This window comes from Bacteroides sp. BFG-606 (genome assembly GCF_024788145.1).
GTDB classification, from domain to species: domain Bacteria; phylum Bacteroidota; class Bacteroidia; order Bacteroidales; family Bacteroidaceae; genus Bacteroides; species Bacteroides vicugnae.
This window is the reverse complement of sequence record NZ_JANUIL010000001.1, coordinates 5,910,314-5,930,601: the sequence shown is the minus strand read 5'-3', so window position 1 is coordinate 5,930,601 and position 20,288 is coordinate 5,910,314. Positions and strand designations below refer to the sequence as shown.

Annotated in this window: 14 protein-coding genes and 1 pseudogene; 10 read left to right on the top strand and 5 right to left on the bottom strand. The window is 42.4% G+C overall.

Annotated elements, in window-relative coordinates:
• Positions 1-4 precede the first annotated feature (4 nt).
• From NXV01_RS22920 to NXV01_RS22900, 5 genes are all read left to right on the top strand, one after another.
• On the top strand, positions 5-2,875 hold the full coding sequence (locus NXV01_RS22920) for a substrate-binding domain-containing protein (RefSeq protein WP_409012959.1): 2,871 nt from the start codon (positions 5-7) through the stop codon (positions 2,873-2,875).
• 192 nt (positions 2,876-3,067) lie between these two features.
• The gene (locus NXV01_RS22915) at positions 3,068-3,406 is read left to right on the top strand and encodes an MGMT family protein (RefSeq protein WP_099146077.1); all 339 of its coding nucleotides are present in this window, start codon (positions 3,068-3,070) and stop codon (positions 3,404-3,406) included.
• A 297-nt stretch (positions 3,407-3,703) separates the two neighbouring features.
• Positions 3,704-4,930, top strand: coding sequence for a glycine betaine/L-proline ABC transporter ATP-binding protein (locus NXV01_RS22910; protein WP_259023269.1), 1,227 nt, complete (start codon positions 3,704-3,706; stop codon positions 4,928-4,930).
• A complete protein-coding gene (locus NXV01_RS22905) occupies positions 4,927-5,754 on the top strand; it encodes a proline/glycine betaine ABC transporter permease (RefSeq protein ID WP_008651872.1) in 828 nt (275 codons plus the stop codon). The genes NXV01_RS22910 and NXV01_RS22905 overlap by 4 nt, the downstream gene beginning before the upstream one ends.
• A 48-nt stretch (positions 5,755-5,802) precedes the next feature.
• Positions 5,803-6,666 carry a glycine betaine ABC transporter substrate-binding protein gene (locus NXV01_RS22900; protein WP_008651869.1) on the top strand — a complete coding sequence of 288 codons (864 nt, stop codon included), beginning with the start codon at positions 5,803-5,805 and terminating at the stop codon, positions 6,664-6,666.
• Between the two features lie 165 nt (positions 6,667-6,831).
• Here NXV01_RS22900 and nifJ read toward each other — a convergent pair.
• Together nifJ and NXV01_RS22890 are read right to left on the bottom strand one after the other, a co-directional pair.
• Positions 6,832-10,381, bottom strand: a pseudogene (gene nifJ, locus NXV01_RS22895) (pyruvate:ferredoxin (flavodoxin) oxidoreductase).
• Positions 10,382-10,413: 32 nt separating this feature from the next.
• Positions 10,414-11,592, bottom strand: a complete 1,179-nt coding sequence (locus tag NXV01_RS22890) for an ATP-binding protein (RefSeq protein ID WP_008651863.1) — start codon at positions 11,590-11,592, stop codon at positions 10,414-10,416.
• A 162-nt stretch (positions 11,593-11,754) separates the two neighbouring features.
• Between NXV01_RS22890 and NXV01_RS22885 the strand changes: the two genes are divergently transcribed.
• Positions 11,755-12,954, top strand: a complete 1,200-nt coding sequence (locus NXV01_RS22885; protein WP_259023268.1) for a hypothetical protein — start codon at positions 11,755-11,757, stop codon at positions 12,952-12,954.
• Between the two features lie 54 nt (positions 12,955-13,008).
• On the opposite strand, the gene NXV01_RS22880 is transcribed toward NXV01_RS22885, so the two are convergent.
• On the bottom strand, positions 13,009-14,565 hold the full coding sequence (locus tag NXV01_RS22880) for an ATP-binding protein (RefSeq protein ID WP_259023267.1): 1,557 nt from the start codon (positions 14,563-14,565) through the stop codon (positions 13,009-13,011).
• Positions 14,566-15,398: 833 nt separating this feature from the next.
• Between NXV01_RS22880 and NXV01_RS22875 the strand changes: the two genes are divergently transcribed.
• On the top strand, positions 15,399-15,584 hold the full coding sequence (locus tag NXV01_RS22875) for a hypothetical protein (protein WP_234132736.1): 186 nt from the start codon (positions 15,399-15,401) through the stop codon (positions 15,582-15,584).
• 52 nt (positions 15,585-15,636) lie between these two features.
• On the opposite strand, the gene NXV01_RS22870 is transcribed toward NXV01_RS22875, so the two are convergent.
• Positions 15,637-17,088: a glycoside hydrolase family 10 protein gene (locus tag NXV01_RS22870; RefSeq protein WP_259023266.1), complete on the bottom strand. Its 1,452-nt coding sequence runs from the start codon at positions 17,086-17,088 to the stop codon at positions 15,637-15,639.
• 108 nt (positions 17,089-17,196) lie between these two features.
• Here NXV01_RS22870 and NXV01_RS22865 point away from each other — a divergent pair, with 108 nt between their 5' ends.
• From NXV01_RS22865 to NXV01_RS22855, 3 genes are read left to right on the top strand one after another with little or no spacing between them, the layout of a single operon-like run.
• The gene (locus NXV01_RS22865) at positions 17,197-18,627 is read left to right on the top strand and encodes a carbon starvation protein A (protein WP_148364664.1); all 1,431 of its coding nucleotides are present in this window, start codon (positions 17,197-17,199) and stop codon (positions 18,625-18,627) included.
• On the top strand, positions 18,624-18,854 hold the full coding sequence (locus NXV01_RS22860; RefSeq protein ID WP_148364665.1) for a hypothetical protein: 231 nt from the start codon (positions 18,624-18,626) through the stop codon (positions 18,852-18,854). The genes NXV01_RS22865 and NXV01_RS22860 overlap by 4 nt, the downstream gene beginning before the upstream one ends.
• A 4-nt stretch (positions 18,855-18,858) precedes the next feature.
• Positions 18,859-19,344 carry an outer membrane beta-barrel protein gene (locus tag NXV01_RS22855; protein ID WP_008999784.1) on the top strand — a complete coding sequence of 162 codons (486 nt, stop codon included), beginning with the start codon at positions 18,859-18,861 and terminating at the stop codon, positions 19,342-19,344.
• Between the two features lie 78 nt (positions 19,345-19,422).
• Here the strand turns inward: NXV01_RS22855 and NXV01_RS22850 are convergent, their stop codons facing one another.
• On the bottom strand, positions 19,423-20,205 hold the full coding sequence (locus NXV01_RS22850) for a bifunctional 2-polyprenyl-6-hydroxyphenol methylase/3-demethylubiquinol 3-O-methyltransferase UbiG (RefSeq protein ID WP_259023265.1): 783 nt from the start codon (positions 20,203-20,205) through the stop codon (positions 19,423-19,425).
• Positions 20,206-20,288: the final 83 nt, after the last annotated feature.

The following is a 20,288-nucleotide window of genomic DNA, read 5'->3' as shown; positions in this document are numbered from 1 at the left end:
AGCGATGAAATATACGAAGTGGATAACAGTCTTGTTTTGTCTTTTGGGCTTGGCGGCCTGTCGGCAGGATGCGCCTCGTTTCCGTATTGGGGTGGCCCAATGCAGCGATGACTCTTGGCGGCACAAGATGAATGATGAGATTCTTCGTGAAGCGATGTTTTATGATGGAGTATCGGTTGAAATCCGCTCGGCGGCGGATGATAACCGTAAGCAGGCGGAAGATGTTCATTATTTTATAGATAAAGGAGTTGATTTACTGATAATTTCCGCCAATGAAGCGGCTCCCATGACTCCAATTGTGGAGGAGGCCTATCAGAAAGGAATACCCGTCATTCTTGTAGACCGGAAGATACTTTCTGATAAATATACTGCCTATATCGGTGCCGATAATTATGAAATAGGTCGTGCGGTAGGAAATTATATCGCATCAAGTCTGAAAGGGAAAGGGAATGTAGTGGAGCTTACCGGACTGGGTGGTTCCACCCCTGCCATGGAACGCCATCAGGGATTTATGGCCGCTATCAGCAATTATCCGGATATCAAACTGATTGATAAAGCGGATGCTGCTTGGGAACGTGAACCGGCAGAAGTGGAAATGGATAGTATGCTTCGCTGTCATCCGAAGATTGATGCGGTGTATGCACATAACGACCGTATCGCTCCGGGAGCTTATCAGGCTGCGAAGAAAGCCGGACGTGAAAAAGAAATGATTTTTGTTGGCATTGATGCACTGCCCGGCAAAGGAAATGGGCTTGAATTGGTGCTTGACAATGTGCTGGATGCAACTTTTATTTATCCGACTAATGGGGACAAAGTGATGCAACTGGCTATGAATATTCTTGAGAAGAAGCCTTATCCTCGCGAAACGGTCATGAATACTGCCGTTGTAGACCGCACGAACGCGCACGTTATGCAACTTCAGACTACCCATATCTCGGAACTGGATCAGAAGATTGAAACATTGAACGGACGTATCGGTGGGTATCTGTCGCGTGTAGCTACGCAGCAGGTCGTGATGTATGGCGGCTTGGTTATTCTTTTATTAGTAGCGGGATTGTTATTGGTAGTTTATAAATCCCTCCGTTCCAAGAATCGCCTGAATAAAGAGTTGTCCGAACAGAAGAAACAAGTAGAGCAACAACGCGATAAACTCGAAGAGCAACGGGATATTCTTGAAGAACAGCGGGACAAACTTGAGGAACAGCGGGATCAGCTTATCCAGCTTTCTCACCAACTGGAAGAAGCGACTCATGCCAAGCTCGTTTTCTTCACAAATATATCTCACGATTTTCGTACTCCACTGACATTAGTTGCCGACCCGGTAGAGCATTTACTGGCTGATTCGTCTTTGAATGAAGACCAGCGACGAATGTTATTGTTAGTTCAGCGAAACGTGAATATCCTCTTGCGTCTTGTCAATCAGATTCTGGATTTTCGTAAGTATGAGAATGGAAAAATGGAATATACTCCTATTTCGTTAGACATTCTTTCTTCTTTTGAGGGATGGAACGAATCTTTCATGGCTGCAGCCCGGAAGAAACATATTCATTTCTCATTCGATTATATGCCGGATACGGATTACCGCACGTTGGCAGATGCAGAGAAATTGGAACGCATCTATTTCAACCTCCTTTCCAACGCTTTCAAATTTACTCCGGAAAACGGAAAAGTAACTGTACGCTTATCTTCCCTGACTAAAGACGATCATTGCTGGATTCGCTTTACCGTTGCCAATACCGGTTCAATGATTTCTGCGGAGCATATCCGGAATATTTTCGACCGTTTTTATAAGATAGATATGCACCATGCCGGTTCGGGTATTGGACTGGCATTGGTAAAGGCTTTTGTGGAATTGCATAAAGGTACCATCACGGTGGAAAGTGATGAAAAGCAAGGAACTATCTTTACCGTTGATTTGCCTGTACAGACTTGCGAGACTGTTGTTTCTGAAAACTCTCCGGCATTCTCTGTGCCTGCTACTTCTGTAACCTCCACCGATGCTGCAACCTCTGTCGTTGCTGGGGCTCCCGTAACTCCTGCAACTTCCGGTTATTCCGGTTCTTCGAGCTTGAATGATGCTTTAACTTACGAAGAAGAGGAATTGGAAAAAAGCTACGACTCTTCCAAACCTTGCGTTCTGATTATTGATGATAACGCTGATATTCGCTTATATGTGCACGGATTGCTCCATACCGATTATACTGTTATAGAAGCTGCAGACGGCTCGGAAGGTATTCGTAAAGCTATGAAATATGTCCCGGACTTGATTATCTCCGACGTAATGATGCCCGGAATAGATGGAATTGAATGTTGTCGTCGCTTGAAAAGCGAATTGCAAACGTGTCATATCCCTGTCATTCTGTTGACAGCCTGTTCTCTGGACGAACAACGGATTCAAGGATATGATGGTGGAGCAGACTCCTATATATCCAAACCTTTCAGTTCGCAATTACTGGTGGCACGTGTCCGCAACCTGATAGACTCACATCGTCGTCTGAAACAATTCTTTGGTGACGGGCAGACATTGGCCAAAGAAGATGTCTGCGATATGGACAAAGACTTTGTGGAGAAATTCAAGGCTTTGATTGAGGCTAAGATGGGAGACTCTAATCTGAATGTGGAAGACTTGGGCAAAGATATGGGATTAAGCCGTGTGCAACTCTATCGCAAAATCAAATCCCTGACTAATTATTCTCCGAATGAATTGCTTCGCATCGCCCGTTTGAAAAAAGCAGCTTCTTTGCTTGCTTCCTCGGATATGACAGTGGCGGAGATTGGTTATGAGGTTGGTTTCAGTTCTCCCTCTTATTTTACCAAATGTTATCGGGAACAGTTTGGAGAAAGCCCGACGGATCTGTTGAAGCGGAAAGGATAGCATTTATTTCTTTGATTGAGGTATAGTAAAAGTGTATGTACTATGTTTTAGGCGTGAATTGCGCAAACCTGGCGTACATACATATAGAAGAAACGGCTAAGGTTGGGGTGTTTATGATTGTAGAGGCGATATTATTTGCAGATTCTTTTCTTTTTTATTTAGTTTTGGGAGTGAATAAGTAAAGTTCAGGTGATGAAAGATTATAAAGTAGACAAGGCGAGCCTTTCCGCATCCTTTTGTCGAGAGGTGTATCAGGTTGTCCGGGAAATTCCGGTAGGTAAGGTTTCTACCTATGGAGGAATCGCAGCATTATTGGGAATGCCTCAATGTTCCCGTATGGTGGGGCGTGCTTTGAAGCAGATTCCGGATGATTTATCTGCACCCTGTCACCGGGTTGTCAATGTGTCGGGACGCCTTGTACCCGGTTGGACAGAGCAAAAGCAGCTCTTGCTGGAAGAGGGGATTTCTTTCAAGCAAAATGGATGTGTAGACCTGAAAAAGCATCTTTGGAATTACTCCACTTCTGAATAAAATTTGCATGTTTAATCTATTTTCCTTACCTTTGTGCCAACAATATGCAAGAACAGACTGTTATTTATTTATGAAAATACTGTTTTTTACTGTTCATTGAGAGGATAATCTTATCAAATTCTATTCCTTTTAAACTACTCAGTCTGTTTTTTTATCATTAAGAAACTCATCGGATTGTCATGTTGCCATGTGACAGGATTGAACCATGCGGATATTCAACTTGTTTATCGTAAGTGAGAATAATGGACGCAGCAGTTGAGAACAAAACAAATATTATAATCTAAACCAATATATTATATGAGTAAAATAGAAATAAAGGATTTGTACCTTATCTTTGGTCACGAGAAGCAGAAAGCACTCAAGATGCTGAAAAAAGATAAGAGTAAGGCGGAAATACTGAAAGATACCGGTTGTACGGTAGGAGTGAAAGACGCCAATCTTTCAATAAATGAAGGAGAGTTTTTTGTGATAATGGGGCTCTCGGGAAGTGGAAAATCGACATTACTGCGTTGTATCAATCGTCTGATACGTCCTACAGCCGGACAAGTGCTTGTAAATGGAGTAGATATATCTAAAATATCCGAAAAGGAATTGTTGCAGGTTCGCCGGAAAGAGCTGGCGATGGTTTTTCAGAATTTCGGTTTGTTGCCTCACCGTTCTGTATTGAGTAATATTGCGTTCGGCCTTGAACTTCAGGGAGTGAAGAAAGAAGAGCGTGAAAAGAAAGCCATGGAAAGTATGAAGCTAGTCGGGCTGAAAGGATATGAGAATCAGATGGTAGGTGAACTTTCCGGTGGTATGCAACAGCGTGTCGGACTGGCACGTGCCCTGGCCAATAATCCCGAAGTACTTTTAATGGATGAGGCTTTCTCTGCGCTCGATCCTCTGATTCGCGTGCAGATGCAGGATGAACTACTGGCCTTGCAATCAAAGATGAAAAAGACGATTGTCTTTATTACCCACGACTTGAGTGAAGCGATTAAACTAGGTGACCGTATTGCAATTATGAAAGACGGAGAAGTGGTGCAGGTAGGTACTTCGGAGGAAATCCTGACTGAACCGGCTAACGATTATGTAGCCCGTTTTGTTGAAAACGTGGACAGGAGCAAAATTATTACCGCCTCTTCTTTAATGATTGACAAACCGTTGGTAGCCCGTCTGAAGAAAGAAGGTCCCGAAGTTTTGATTCGTAAGATGCGTGCGAAGAATATAACTGTATTACCAGTAATAGATGCCGACGATAAACTGGTCGGAGAAGTACATTTGAACGATTTGCTTAAGCTGCGTAGCAAACAGGAAAAATCCATTGAAGCGGTTGTGCGTAAAGAAGTACATTCAGTGTTGTGTGATACAGTGCTCGAGGATATACTTCCTCTAATGACAAAGAGCAATTCACCGGTATGGGTGATAGATGAAATCCACGAGTTTCTGGGAACAATCCCACTTTCATCCTTAATCATAGAAGTGACCGGGAAAGATAAAGAAGAAATAAATGAAATAATTCAAAACGCAATAGACTTATGATAAATATAGGACAATATATAGAAATTGCCATCAATTGGATGATGGTACATTTTTCCACATTCTTTGATGCCGTGAATACAGGCATCGGTAGTTTCATTACAGGTTTCCAACACATTCTTTTCGGAATTCCATTTTATCTGACGATTTTGGTACTTGCCGCAATTGCATGGGTAAAGGCAGGACGGGGTATTTCCATTTTTACCGTATTAGGATTATTATTGATTTATGGAATGGGGTTTTGGGAGGCAACCATGCAAACTCTGGCTCTCGTTTTATCATCTACCTGCCTGGCTCTGATTTTTGGAGTACCTTTAGGAATATGGACAGCCAACAGTCCGCGTGCGGATAAAATACTTCGCCCTATTCTCGATTTGATGCAGACAATGCCTGCCTTTGTCTATCTGATTCCTGCTGTTTTGTTCTTCGGATTGGGAACAGTGCCCGGAGTTTTTGCGACAATCATATTTGCCATGCCTCCTGTGGTCCGTCTTACCGGGTTGGGAATCCGGCAGGTTCCTAAAAATGTAGTGGAAGCTTCCCGTTCGTTCGGAGCTACCCGTTGGCAGCTGTTATATAAAGTACAGCTTCCTTTGGCGCTGCCCACCATCCTGACTGGTGTAAACCAGACAATAATGATGTCACTTTCTATGGTCGTAATCGCTGCAATGATTGCTGCCGGTGGTTTAGGAGAAATCGTATTGAAAGGTATTACCCAAATGAAAATCGGACTTGGGTTTGAAGGTGGTATAGCAGTTGTTATTTTGGCTATCATTCTGGACCGTATCACACAAGGAATGGCAGGAAGAAAAAATAAACAGGATTAAAATGGAAAGAACTAAACCCAAAAGGACTAAAAACAGAAAGGAAGAAAAATGAGAATATATAAATTAGTAGGAATAGTACTGTCCGCGCTGCTTTTGCTAGCTTCCTGCACGAATTCCGACCCAAATAAGAAAAAAGTAAAAATAGCCTATGCCAATTGGCTGGAAGGCATTGCCATGAGTCATTTGGCTAAGGTGGTATTGGAGGAACATGGATATGAGGTTGAACTGCAAAATGCGGATCTTGCCCCTGTTTTTGTATCCATGTCTCGGAAAAAGTCAGATGTCTTTCTGGATGCCTGGCTACCGATAACGATGAAAGATTATATGGACCAATATGGTGATAGCATCGAATTCTTGGGTGAGGTATATGAAGAAGCTCGCATCGGGCTGGTCGTACCTGAATATGTCACGATTCAATCTATTAGTGAACTGGCAGATTATAAAGACCGTTTCTCTTCTGAAATAGTGGGAATTGATGCCGGGGCAGGAATTATGAAGACTACGGATAAGGCCATTGCTGCTTATGGACTTGACGGATATGCTCTTATGACTTCAAGTAGTTCAACCATGTTGGCATCTTTGAAAAAAGCGATGGATAAGGGAGAATGGATTGTCATTACAGGGTGGACACCACATTGGATGTTCGATCAGTTTGACTTGAAATTCCTGGATGATCCGAAGAAAGTATATGGAGATTTGGAAGAAATACATGCCATTGCCTGGAAAGGTTTCAGTGAAAAAGACCCGTTTGCCGCTGAATTTTTCGGTAATATCAAATTAACGACAGAAGAACTTAGCTCTTTTATGACAGCTATGAAGGATGCCCGGATGGATGAAGAAGAAATAGCCCGTAAATGGAGGGATGAACACCGGGAACTGGTTGATAGCTGGATACCGAAATCAAAGGAATAAATAGATGAATAGACTGATTAAATAATGCGAATCTGTAGTTGAATAAGAGTAAAAACGGTCTAAAATTGATTCAAAACCGGCCTAGATATGAAATTGGCTTAGACATAAAAAAGGGAGTCTGCTCAATGCATGACTCCCTTTTTATATTTATCTGAGTGTGATTAATTATTCAGCACCCCAGTTTTCTCTAGCCAAACGTTTGTAACTGTTATAACGCCATTTTGCGTTTTCTTCAGCAGCCTTGAACAGTTCTTCAGCTTCAGTAGGATATTGTTTCATTACAGAAGCGTAACGAACTTCACCCTTCAAGAAACCTTGGAATTCTTCCCAGTTCGGTTCTTTGCTATCCAACTGGAATGGGTTCTTGCCTTCTTCTTCCAAAGCAGGGTTGTAACGCCACAAGTGCCAGTAACCGCACTTAACGGCCTTTTCTTCTTCTTCCTGACTCTTACCCATACCTGCTTTCAGACCGTGGTTGATACACGGAGCGTAAGCGATAATCAAAGATGGTCCAGGATATGCTTCCAGCTTCACGGATAGCTTTCAGAGTTTGAGCTTGGTCAGCACCCATAGCGATCTGTGCAACATATACATAACCATAAGTAGTAGCCATCAGACCGAGGTCTTTCTTACGTACGCGCTTACCAGCAGCAGCGAACTTAGCGATAGCACCTACCGGAGTAGCCTTAGAAGACTGACCACCTGTGTTAGAGTAAACTTCAGTATCCAGAACGAGGATGTTAACGTCCTTACCGGAAGCGATTACATGGTCAAGACCACCGTAGCCGATATCATAAGAAGCACCGTCACCACCAATGATCCACTGGCTGCGTTTAACAAGATATTGTTGCAGTTCAGCGATTTGTTTGCAGTGGTTGCATTTATCTTTGTTAGCTTCAACAATAGGAATGATCTTAGCAGCCAATTCCTTAGTCTTGTCTGCATCCAGCATATTGTTGATCCATTCAGCGAATAGTTCTTTCACTTCAGCAGGAGTACAGTCAGCAGCAATAGCTTCGTTCATCACTTTCACGATACGGGCACGCATCTTTTCGTTAGCCAATTCCATACCCAGACCGAATTCACAGAAGTCTTCGAACAGTGAGTTAGCCCAAGCAGGACCGTGTCCGTTTTCGTTTGTAGTATACGGAGTAGAAGGAACTGAACCAGAGTAGATAGAAGAACATCCGGTAGCGTTAGCAACCATTTCACGGTCACCGAACAATTGAGAAATCAATTTCACGTACGGGGTTTCACCACAACCAGAGCAAGCACCAGAGAACTCGAACAACGGAGTAGCGAACTGTGAGTTCTTCACGTTAGACTTGATATCAACAAGATGTTGTTTAGTCTTCACGTTTTCAGCACAGTAAGTCCAGTTGTCAGCTTCAGCCAATTGGCTTTCGAGGTGTTTCATTGTCAATGCTTTGCCACCTTTCTTCGGATTACCCGGACAGATGTCAGCACAGTTACCACAACCCAGACAGTCGAGAACGTCAACCTGAATACGGAATGTCATACCATCGAATACTTTACCTACCGCTTTCAGTTGTTCGAACTTGGCACCCTTCTGCTCTTCAGCATCGAGTACGAACGGACGGATAGAAGCGTGAGGACAAACGTATGCACACTTGTTACATTGGATACAGTTTTCAGGATTCCATTCGGGAACGAATGCGGCTACACCACGTTTTTCGTATTTAGAAGTACCTTGATACCAAGTACCGTCTTCGATACCCTTGAATGCAGATACTGGCAACAAGTCACCGTCTTGTGCATTGATCGGACGAACTACTTCGTTGATGAATGCAGGATCATTGTTTTCAGCTTTAGCGTCATCCGGCAGGTTAGCCCAAGCAGGATCAACAGCCAAAGTCTTGTATTCACCACCACGGTCAACGGCAGCATAGTTCTTGTTGACAACGTCTTCACCCTTCTTACCGTAAGACTTAACGATGAATTTCTTCATCTGCTCAACAGCTTGTTCTACAGGAATAACGCCTGTGATACGGAAGAAGGCAGATTGAAGGATAGTATTGGTACGGTTACCCAAACCAATTTCCAGTGCAATCTGTGTTGCGTTGATATAGTATACAGAAATGTTGTTCTGTGCGAAATATTTCTTAACCTTGTTAGGCAGGTTCTTAGCCAGTTCTTCACCTTCCCAGATTGTGTTCAGCAAGAAAGAACCGTTCTTACGCAAACCACGAGTTACATCGTACATGTGCAGGTAAGCCTGAACGTGGCAAGCTACGAAGTTTGGAGTATTAACCAAATAAGTGGAACGGATCGGAGTGTCACCGAAACGCAGGTGAGAACAAGTGAAACCACCAGATTTCTTAGAGTCGTAAGAGAAGTAAGCCTGGCAGTGTTTGTCGGTGTTGTCACCGATAATCTTCACAGAGTTCTTGTTAGCACCTACTGTACCGTCAGCACCCAAACCGTAGAATTTAGCTTCGAACATACCTTCGCCGCCTAAAGCGATTTCTTCTTTTTGAGGAAGAGAAGTGAAAGTAACGTCGTCTACGATACCGATAGTGAAGTGGTTCTTTGGCATTGGCATAGCCAAGTTTTCGAATACTGAAAGGATTTGAGCAGGAGTAGTATCTTTTGAACCCAAACCGTAGCGACCGCCAACGATAACCGGAGCATTTTCTGCACCGTAGAAGCAGTCTTTAACGTCAAGATAAAGAGGCTCACCGTTAGCACCCGGTTCTTTAGTACGGTCAAGAACTGCGATAGTTTTGGCAGTCTTAGGTACAGCGGCCAGGAAGTGCTTAGCAGAGAACGGACGATACAAGTGTACGGCAACCATACCCACTTTTTCGCCGTTTGCTATCAAGTGGTCGATAGCTTCGCGGGCAGCTTCTGTTACAGAACCCATAGCGATAATTACGCGTTCTGCATCTTCTGCACCATAGTAATCGAACAAACCGTATTTACGACCTGTAATCTTAGAAATTTCATTCATGTATTCTTCTACGATAGCAGGAACTGCTTCATAGTAGTTGTTGCATGATTCACGATGTTGGAAGAAATGGTCAGGATTTTCAGCCATACCACGAGCTACCGGTTTCATCGGATTCAGTGCGCGGGCACGGAATTCTGCCAAAGCTTCCTGGTCGATCAGCGGAGCAAGATCATCATTTTCCAACATTTCAATCTTCTGGATTTCGTGAGATGTACGGAAACCATCGAAGAAGTTCATAAACGGAACGCGGGATTTGATGGTAGCCAAGTGAGCAACACCAGCCAAATCCATAACTTCCTGTACAGAGCCTTCAGCCAACATCGCAAAGCCAGTCTGACGAGCTGACATTACGTCTTGGTGGTCACCGAAGATACACAATGCGTGAGAAGCCAATGTACGAGCAGATACATGGAATACGCAAGGCAAGAACTCACCGGCAATTTTGTACATGTTAGGGATCATCAGGAGAAGACCCTGAGAAGCAGTGTAAGTAGTAGTCAACGCACCAGCCTGAAGAGAACCGTGAACTGCACCGGCAGCACCACCTTCAGATTGCATTTCCTGTACCAATACTGTTTCGCCGAAGATGTTCTTACGTCCTGCGGCAGCCCATTCGTCTACGTACTCAGCCATAGTCGAAGAAGGAGTGATGGGGTAGATAGCCGCTACTTCAGAGAACATATACGAGATATGTGCTGCAGCCTGGTTACCATCACAAGTGATGAATTTCTTCTGTTTAGTCATAACTAAATTAAATATTTAAGTAAATAAATCTTTTAATATAAAAAGCCGAACATCCAGAGAGGTATCTGGTTGCCCCGACCTATTTCAGCCTTATGCAACGCGTACGTCACATTCGGATTGTTCTTGATCTTTGCGCCTTCCTGGCAAATTTTGAACGGCATTACTTCGTCCACCATAAAAGAGACGTTTTTATCTCCTTTATGTACCTTATGGTCTTTCCATAAAGAATTTGCAAAGAATGTGTCGAGCACATCCTGCTCTTCCACTTTCACCGGATAGATGGAGTACATCAGGTTGGAGTTGTGCATCATTATCTTCGACGGTTTTTTAGGGAATTCTTCCCCTTTCGGATAAACCAGATTAATGAGTCGCGCATCTGCCAGATACTTGATATAGTTCATCACCGTGGCGCGAGATGTCTGTATGTCGCTTGCCAGTTGGCTCACATTCGGAGCCTTCGGTCCGTCGACAGCGAGCAAATATAGCAATTTTTTTATCTTTGAAAGATATTTCAGTTCAATTTGTTTGATGAGCAGGATATCTACTTCTACCATCATGTTCATTGTTTTCAGCAGATTCTCCGAAAAGTTACGCTTTTCGAGGAAGAATGGATAGAACCCATGATGCAGGTAATCCTGGAAGTAATCCAGCGGACGAACTTTGGAGAGTACTCCTTTGGCAATCTGTTCGTGAGTGCTAAGAATTTCTTCGAGGCTGTATGCCCTGAATTTCATGCCTGTCTGCAAGTTCAGGAATTCACGGAAAGAGAATCCGCGCAGGTTATAGCTCTTTGCAATATCACGCAGTTCAAGATTTTCCTCTTTCAGTCGCATTACGGATGAGCCGGTAAAGACAATCTTCAAATTAGGAAAACGGTCGTAACACATGCGCAACTCTCTGCTCCATTCCGGGTGTTTGAACACTTGGTCGATCAACAATACTTTTCCACCACGTTTCTGGAATTCGTTAGCAAAATCTACAATGCTGTGGCCAGAGAAGTAGAAGTTGTTCATGTTGATGAACAGGCAGGAGCGGTCGTTCCCGAATTTTTCTTTGGCGTATTGGAGAAGGAAAGTGGTTTTTCCTACGCCACGTGTCCCTTTGATACCAATCAGGCGGTCGCTCCAGTCGATCTCGTCCATAAGATCGCGGCGAACGGGGGCATTGGTGTGCTCAACGAGGTAGGCGTGTGTGCGATAGAATGATTCCATTTCAGTTCTTTGTTTTTCGGGTGGCAAATATACTGCTTTTTTTAGGATTTGCAAAGTAGAGATGGCAAAATTGTGCTTTTAATTCCAACTTTCTGTTTATTGTAGCTATTCCTGATTATTTCCTGTATATATTTGCAGAATAAAGTTTTGAATTCGTTTAAAATGACAAAAAAGGCTCTTTATATATTCAATCCGGAACATGATTTGGCGTTAGCCAGCGGTGAAACAAACTATATGGCACCGGCTTCCGCCCGGCAAATGGCATCCGAATTGGCTTTGTTGCCGATGTGGTATGCGGAAGAGGGAAGTGTTGTATTGGCTCCTTCCGCTTATAATCTCGATTATGTGAAGAAGATACAGGAATTATTAGGACTTTCGGTTGATTTGATGACAGAACCTGAACTTGCTTCCGAGCGGAATTTGGATATTCATCCTTGGGGCTGGGATATAGCAGTAAGAAAACGACTGTTGGATTTGGGAGTGGAAGAAAGCGAACTTCCTTCTATTGAGCAATTGGATAAACTGCGTTCTTGTTCCCATCGTTCCTGCGCTGTGGAACTATTACCACAGTTACAACTGGGAGCTTGTTTTTGTGGAGAGTCTTTTTACCTGACGATTCCCGAAGAATGGAAGTCATTTGTAGAATCACATGATACTTGTTTACTGAAAGCTCCTTTATCCGGTAGTGGAAAAGGATTGAACTGGTGCAAAGGTGTATATACTCCTTCCATTTCCGGTTGGTGCTCACGCATTGGCAATCAGCAAGGAGGTGTTATTGGTGAACCTTTATATAATAAGATGGAAGATTTCGCTATGGAATTTCGTTCTTCGGGTAACGGTAGATTTGACTTTGCCGGATATTCTCAATTCCGTACGGGTGGGAGTGGGGCATATGAGGGTAATTTGCTGATTTCGGATGCTGCCATCGAACGGAACCTTTCGGAATATATCCCTGTTGAAGAAATTTATAAGCTGCGTAACCGTCTTGAACAAGAGTTGCTTCTTCGGTTCGGAACTATTTATAATGGTTATTTGGGAGTGGATATGATGATCTGCCGTTTCCCGGATTCCCCTGTTTATCGTATTCATCCCTGCGTGGAAATCAACTTGCGGATGAATATGGGAGTGGTGGCGCGTCATATATATGACCGTTATATATATCCTGTTTCGACAGGAGCTTTTCAGATAAGCTATTACCCTTCGGAAGGAGCAGTCTGGAGCGCACATAAAGAAATGGAGGAGACTTATCCTTTGGAGATAGAACAAGGAAGAATAAAATCAGGCTATTTGCCATTGGTGCCGGTTCATAAAAAAAGTAGTTATCGGGCGTGGGTTCTTATCTCAAAAAGCGTACATTTATAACTTTATGCATGGCATACATACATGCATCCATCCATACAGTGGTATAAAGTCTGATTATTCTACTTCTTTCACCAGCCATTTTTCTATATTCCGGGTCTTTGAGCTGAAATTAACCCCAACCTTTACAATCTTACGATTATCTTTTGCAAAGGGTAGTATATATCTTTTTTCTTCAATTTGCTGAAGAGCTTCTTCCGCACTTCCGTCAAATTTGAATTCCATTACATAAATGTATTTATCAGTTTGTACAGTAAGATCAATGCGTCCGTCAGAGGTGTGATACTCTGCCTGTACATAGAACCCCAGTAATTTGCTGACGATAAATAATACATTCTGATAATGTAATTCCAAATCGCGTATCAGTTCGTAAGGAGTGTCGGCAAAGAGACTCTGCAGACGTATGAAGAAGTCCTCATAATTACCTTCTTCTACATCATGGACGAATTCTGTAATGTAGAAAGCGGTCTTTCCTTCGTCGATTGAAGTATAAAAAGGGACTAGGTATTTAATGAATCCCTCTTCTACTTCCCGGTTGGGGAATCCTAAATAGTAGATACCGAAACGTTTATCATAATCTTTGATGGTAAGATAACCACTCTGATAAATCACGGGCACAGGATTCTTGGAAGAAGAATCAATACTATTCAGCGTATCGGAAGTCGCTTTATCATTGGCCAATTGGTGTAAGTCATAATTATCCCGTTTCAGAAGTTTGACGAGATGGGAAGGAGTACCGGTTTCAAACCAGTAATTACCGAATGACATAGAGTCGAATGTATTCAGTAAACTGAAAGGGTTATATATACCTGCCGAATCGAAAGTAAAGTGGTATCCGTCATAGCACTCTTTCAATTCTTGGCACGTCTCTTCATAGCTCATGCCTTGCGTATCTGCAAGGATATGTAAATCCGTCTCTAAATAATGGTGGATTTCTTCGTTTGTGATACCGCAAAGTTCGGTATACCGTTTATCCATAGAAATATCTTTAAGATTATTCAAATCGCTGAATACACTCACTTTCCCGAACTTTGTCACTCCTGTGAGAAAAGCGAATTGAATATACTTATCCATCGTTTTGAGTACTGAATAGAACGCTTTTAAAGTATCACGATAACTATCCTGCAATTCTTCATTCCCAATGGCCTGCAACATCGGCTTGTCATATTCATCAATGAGAATCACTACCCGCCGACCACTCTGTTCAGCGGCACGGCGAACAATGCCGAGAAAACGGAGAGGTGCACCTATTTCCACCGGATTGGATCCATATAGCGATTCCCATTCATCCAGCTTCATGTTAAGTATATTATCCAAACTTTCGGGGCTGTCATACTTCTGCGTATTTAAGTCGAGATGCAGAATGGGGTATTGAATCCAGTCTTTCTCCATTTTTTCAACAGCAAGACCTTGAAATAGCTCCTTTTTGCCTTGGAAGTAAGCTTCGAAAGTGGATAGAAGAAGGCTTTTCCCAAAACGCCGGGGACGGCTAAGAAAGTAGTAGGAACCGGATTTTACCAGTTCATACACGAATGAAGTTTTGTCTATATAAAGATAATTTTCTTTACGCAATTTTTCAAAACTCTGTATTCCGATGGGATAAAGCTTCTTCATAATATTCTTGCTTTTGTTTATTCAAGTAACAAAGATAATAATTCTTCTGTTTATCTATGCCGCTAATGATCATTTTATATGTTTCATTGGTTATCATTCTTTCTGTCAACTTCCGCTTCCCTGCAAAAGATTTTTCATTTTCATTTCTCATATTCTCATAATGTTCGCATAAAGCAGAGATTATCAGATAGATAGTCTATGAGAAATGATTTCTAAATAGGCATTTCTCATACTACTATGGCAAAATATCGCAGGATTCAGGTCATTTCTCATACTCGTTAGAGGTATTTCTCATCGTATTCTGTCGCATTTCTCATTCACAGAAGGGATGGCTTTCTCTGTGTACTGTTCTCTTATTCCTACGCAATAGCATCTTGCAAACAGTTCATTGTTTATTTGTATGAAATGTACTATTTAATCATTTGTGAATCACTAAGTTATACTGTTTTTTATAAGGAGGATCTCATTCGTTCCACTCTAGTGAACAGATCGTTGCACTCCAGTGGAAAGAACCGTTCACTCCAGTGCAAAGATCTATTCACTGGAGTGGAACGAACCGGATAGCGGTAAGATAAAACGGTAATGGTGAAGGAAAAACAGATAAGTATACGGTGAATGATACACAGAAAAGCAATAAACAATAGAGAGTTGCTAAGGAAACTGAAGAAGGAAAGGAGTATGAAAATAAGATGAGAAATGACTCGGAACCTATGAGAAATGCACCGTTTTTAGCTAAAAATAGTGAAAATACTATGAGAAATGCCATTTTATGTTTTATTTCTCATAGTGTCATATAAGTGATTTACAGTAGATTAGCTTTGTTTTATGAGAATATGAGAAATGAAAATGAAAAATCTTTTGCAGGAGAAGTGAAAGTCGATAAAGAATCAGGGCAAACGCTCAATAATTTATACAGACCTCTTGTAGAGGGCGTAGAGTGTGTTTCTACATTATTGTATCATGATATTGCGAAAATGCATGGTATATGTCTCTACTGTATGGCCTTGAGAGGCTTATAAGGGCGTCAATATTATTGAGCGTTTGCCCTGATAAAGAATTGGTCTTTGTATATCATATCTGCGTCGCTGCACTTTCATTTCCGTAACGGTCTACGGCTGTAACGGCAAAATGTTTCTTACTATTCCAAGGGAGGATGGGAGCATAGATATAACTTGTATCCCGAATACCCTGTGCAACAATATTTTCCGGTCGGCTGATGTCTACCGGATATTCATTCGATGCGTAAATAACATACATCGGCTGATTACGCGAATCATTGTCAGTAGCAGCCTGCCACTTTAATTCCGTATATCCATTGTCGATATTCGTTGTTTTCAGTTTGGATGGAGCCGTAGGCGGAACATTGTCCAGCCACGGCATAGGTGGCTGTAAAGCTGGATATGCATAGAAGTTCTCGGCCAATTCGTCATAAATACCTTGTGTGTTTTCCATTAGATATTTCACTCTGTAGTGTGCTTCACCCGCCAGTTTATGAGTGCGAATGAAATTCATCTGACGGTCAATCTCGTCACGCGTCCATTTTCCTTCGTCGGGATGAAGGAAGTAGATGCCGAGTCCCGGAATGACCTGCCGTCCGTTACTCTGCTCCTGCCAGTCGAGGGCAAAAGGATAGAAACTGTTTCCTTGAAAATACATCATTGGATATATTTGATCCATGATACCTTCGCCAAGCCATCCTTGCGGGTCTTGATAAACGGTAAAGAAGGCGTTCCATCCACGGGAAGGATAACGCGAAGTGTCCTTGTATTTTCCTACCGGACTGGCACTTAGTTTCACCCATGGCTTCATGGCCTTTACACCTTTATGTATATAGCGTACGATTTCCGAAATATTATCCCGCCGCCACTGTTCCACTGTGCGGCCTTTGCCATATCGGCGGAAGTCGTACTTGTCGGGGAAGAAAGGAGCATTCTCCGGATAGCGCAGATAATCGAAATGCACTCCGTCGATGTCATAGCGACTGACGACTTCCCGCACCAGCTTCATCAGATATTCTTTAGTCCCCGGGTGTCCCGGATTCAGGAAATATTCATTTTTATACGGTACGCAAATATCTTTCATTCGTTTGGTAACAGACCGGCTACCGAGAGAAGCAACATGCTTTCTGTTTCCCAACGGGATAGTCACCATCCAGGCATGACACTCCATGCCTCGCTTATGACACTCTTCAATGGCAAAAGCGAGCGGGTCATAACCGGGATTCCCATCGGATTTCCCTGTCAGGATAGAATTGAAAGGTTCGATGGACGAAGGATATAATACATCCCCGCGTGTACGCGTCTGAAACAGGACAGTGTTGAAGTTGGCAGCTTTCAGTTTATCGAGAATATCTACCAGTTCTTCCTTCTGCTTACGGATACTTTGCGGACTTACAGCACGTGTACGAGGCCAGTCGAGACCATACAAAGCCGTAAGCCAGGCCGCACGGACTTCATACTTGGGCTGCGCAGCCATCGGGAGTAAAGGAAACAAAAGTGAAAGAATGAAAATAGTCAGGCGCATATTCTTTATTTTTTGTTTTAAATCCCTGCAAAGTTAGTAAAAGTGTCGGTATTGTTGGGCTGTTTCGTGAGATTATGTTACATTTGCCAAGCTAAAAAACGACACACTATGATTACATTTACTCTATGCCTGCTTGCGTTGATAGTAGGCTATTTTACGTATGGACGCCTGATGGAGCGCGTCTTTGGTCCTGATGATCGTAAAACGCCGGCACTGACCAAGGCTGATGGAGTGGACTATATCCCTTTGCCAACCTGGAAGATTTTCATGATTCAGTTCCTTAATATTGCGGGATTAGGTCCGATTTTCGGGGCGATTATGGGAGCGAAGTTCGGTACTTCTTCTTATTTATGGATTGTACTGGGAAGTATTTTTGCAGGTGCGGTGCACGATTATTTTGCCGGGATGCTTTCTTTACGTAATGGTGGTGAAAGTTTGCCCGAAATTATCGGTCGCTATTTGGGACTTACGACGAAGCAGATAATGAGAGGATTTACCGTTATCTTGATGATTCTGGTAGGTTCTGTATTTGTTGCCGGTCCTGCCGGACTGCTGGCGAAGCTCACACCGGAAAACTTGGATGCTACGTTTTGGATTGTCGTTGTGTTTGCTTATTATATTTTGGCAACTTTATTGCCTGTAGATAAAATTATTGGTAAAATCTATCCGCTGTTTGCGGTGGCGCTGCTGTTTATGGCAGTAGGTATCCTGGTGATGCTTTACGTCAATCATCCTGCCTTGCCGGAACTGTGGGATGGTTTGCAGAATACGAATCCCGAAGCGAGCGAGCTTCCTATTTTCCCGATTATGTTTGTGAGTATTGCTTGCGGGGCAATTTCCGGTTTCCATGCTACGCAAAGCCCTTTGATGGCACGTTGTATGACTTCAGAGCGTCACGGACGTCCGGTGTTCTACGGTGCGATGATTACCGAAGGTATTGTTGCCCTTATTTGGGCTGCCGCCGCTACTTACTTCTTCCATGAGAACGGAATGGGAGAGAGTAATGCTTCCGTTATAGTAGATGCCATCACAAAAGAATGGCTGGGGGCAATCGGCGGAGTGCTCGCTATTTTGGGAGTGATTGCAGCCCCGATAACTTCGGGAGATACGGCTTTCCGTTCCGCCCGTCTGATTGTAGCGGACTTTCTGGGACTGGAACAAAGAAGTATGCGTCGCCGTTTATACATTTGTATTCCGATGTTTGTGGTAGCTATCGGTCTGCTTTTGTACAGTCTGCGCGATGCAAATGGATTTAATATGATATGGCGTTATTTTGCTTGGGCTAATCAGACATTGGCGGTGTTTACCTTATGGGCCATAACAGTATTTCTGGCAGTATCCAAGAAACCTTATATCATTACTTTGATACCGGCACTGTTCATGACGAGTGTGTGCTCTACTTATATATGTATTGCCCCCGAAGGATTGGGACTTTCGCACGTGATTTCTTACAGCGTTGGTATAGCGTGTGTAGTGATCGCTGCTGTCTGGTTCTACGTTTGGCTGGGCAAGCAGAAAACAAGAAAATTATCAGAATGAAGAAAATAAAAAAATCAACAGGAGTGGCAATTGCATTCCTTATTTATGTATCCGTAACAGCGGCTTATTTGTTGCCTCGTAATACGGAAGTCAGCTTAACGGAGAAAATAATTACGGTGGCAGTTTCTTATGTCATCGTCTTTCTTCTTTGGCTAGTGCTTCGGAAAAAGGAGCAAATGCGTGAACGCCGCAAAAAAGACGAACAATCTATTCACTTAAAAAAGTAAGTTTATGAAAAAATTAGCTTTGGCACTTTGCTTATTGGCAGTCTCTTTCACTGCACAGGCGCAATTTGAGAAAGGAACTACGATTATTAATCCTTCATTATCGGGATTGGACTTTTCGTATAGTAAAAATGATAAAGCAAAGTTTGGTGTTGGTGCACAAGTCGGTACATTCTTTGCCGAGGGTATTGCCTTGATGGTAAATGCCGGAGCCGATTGGTCGAAACCGATAGACGAGTATACATTAGGTACGGGAGTACGTTTCTATTTCAATAAAACCGGTATCTATTTAGGTGGAGGACTCGACTGGAATCGTTTCCGCTGGAGTGGTGGCAAGCATCAGACTGACTGGGGACTGGGTATCGAAGGCGGATATGCTTTCTTCCTTTCGCGCACGGTAACGATTGAGCCTGCTGTTTATTATAAATGGCGTTTCAATGATGGCGATATGTCACGTTTCGGTGTCAAGATAGGATTCGGTTTCTACTTATAATAGTTGGATTTAATATATTATCCCTCTTGGTAAGCGAAAATTTGCCAAGAGGGATTGATGTATCTTAATCTTATAAGTTTATTCTTTTTGTTTTAAGATGTAGAAGCAACTTGTGCTAGCGAAATTCCTCAGGTAAGGTATTTCGGAAATCATTTTATTCAATTTATGTGGGGATAGCCCGAATTTTATTTTATAATGCGGGTTGATGAACCATAGTTGCCTGTTTAGTATTTTTAGATTTTTCTTTTTAATTAATCTTTCGAATAATTCTACCGTTACACCTGTCTTTTTAATGGAAAGTAATTCATTTATACAGTCAGCATCCGCTCTAAAAGCTTTCAGAAGTAATCGGTATATGGAAGTGGGGAATAAATGAATAAAAGGCAAACAGGACAAAATTTGGTTTCTACATATTTGTTGATGACCTCCGAACGGCATTTGCCATGCAGGAAATGCCATAAAGACAATACCTTGTGGTTTCAGGTATTTGCTCAAATTAGATAAGAATAGTTCTTTTTCTGTGATGTGTTCAAATACATCATGGCAGATAATAATATCAAAATTCTGCTCCAATTCCTTTAGCTTAAATATATCTGCTGCTATAAATTCACCTTCTGCATGAGATTCATTAAAAAAAGTTTTTGTATCTTTAATACGACTTTGGGCTATGTCAACTCCAACGGTATTACATCCAATTTCCGAAAAAGGAAGTAAGTTACCTCCATCACCACAACCAATTTCTAATACATTCATTTTTGCTTCTATTGTATGCCAATACTGGATATATGGGATAAAATAGTTCCTACTTGTTATAGACAGTTCTTTGAAATAGATATTTCTGTTTTGATGACGCTCTTGCATAATAATAGTTCATGTGTAATGATTGATACAATTAGAATAACTTTCTATAATCATGATAAATTATTCCTTGAAAGACTGCATGA

What these genes read in the sequence shown, in the direction of transcription:
- NXV01_RS22920 (WP_409012959.1), top strand. Translation starts at nt 5, where the DNA reads ATGAAATATACGAAGTGGATAACAGTCTTGTTTTGTCTTTTGGGCTTG.
- NXV01_RS22915 (WP_099146077.1), top strand. Translation starts at nt 3,068, where the DNA reads ATGAAAGATTATAAAGTAGACAAGGCGAGCCTTTCCGCATCCTTTTGT.
- NXV01_RS22910 (WP_259023269.1), top strand. Translation starts at nt 3,704, where the DNA reads ATGAGTAAAATAGAAATAAAGGATTTGTACCTTATCTTTGGTCACGAG.
- NXV01_RS22905 (WP_008651872.1), top strand. Translation starts at nt 4,927, where the DNA reads ATGATAAATATAGGACAATATATAGAAATTGCCATCAATTGGATGATG.
- NXV01_RS22900 (WP_008651869.1), top strand. Translation starts at nt 5,803, where the DNA reads ATGAGAATATATAAATTAGTAGGAATAGTACTGTCCGCGCTGCTTTTG.
- NXV01_RS22890 (WP_008651863.1), bottom strand. Translation starts at nt 11,592, where the DNA reads ATGGAATCATTCTATCGCACACACGCCTACCTCGTTGAGCACACCAAT.
- NXV01_RS22885 (WP_259023268.1), top strand. Translation starts at nt 11,755, where the DNA reads ATGACAAAAAAGGCTCTTTATATATTCAATCCGGAACATGATTTGGCG.
- NXV01_RS22880 (WP_259023267.1), bottom strand. Translation starts at nt 14,565, where the DNA reads ATGAAGAAGCTTTATCCCATCGGAATACAGAGTTTTGAAAAATTGCGT.
- NXV01_RS22875 (WP_234132736.1), top strand. Translation starts at nt 15,399, where the DNA reads ATGAGAAATGAAAATGAAAAATCTTTTGCAGGAGAAGTGAAAGTCGAT.
- NXV01_RS22870 (WP_259023266.1), bottom strand. Translation starts at nt 17,088, where the DNA reads ATGCGCCTGACTATTTTCATTCTTTCACTTTTGTTTCCTTTACTCCCG.
- NXV01_RS22865 (WP_148364664.1), top strand. Translation starts at nt 17,197, where the DNA reads ATGATTACATTTACTCTATGCCTGCTTGCGTTGATAGTAGGCTATTTT.
- NXV01_RS22860 (WP_148364665.1), top strand. Translation starts at nt 18,624, where the DNA reads ATGAAGAAAATAAAAAAATCAACAGGAGTGGCAATTGCATTCCTTATT.
- NXV01_RS22855 (WP_008999784.1), top strand. Translation starts at nt 18,859, where the DNA reads ATGAAAAAATTAGCTTTGGCACTTTGCTTATTGGCAGTCTCTTTCACT.
- NXV01_RS22850 (WP_259023265.1), bottom strand. Translation starts at nt 20,205, where the DNA reads ATGCAAGAGCGTCATCAAAACAGAAATATCTATTTCAAAGAACTGTCT.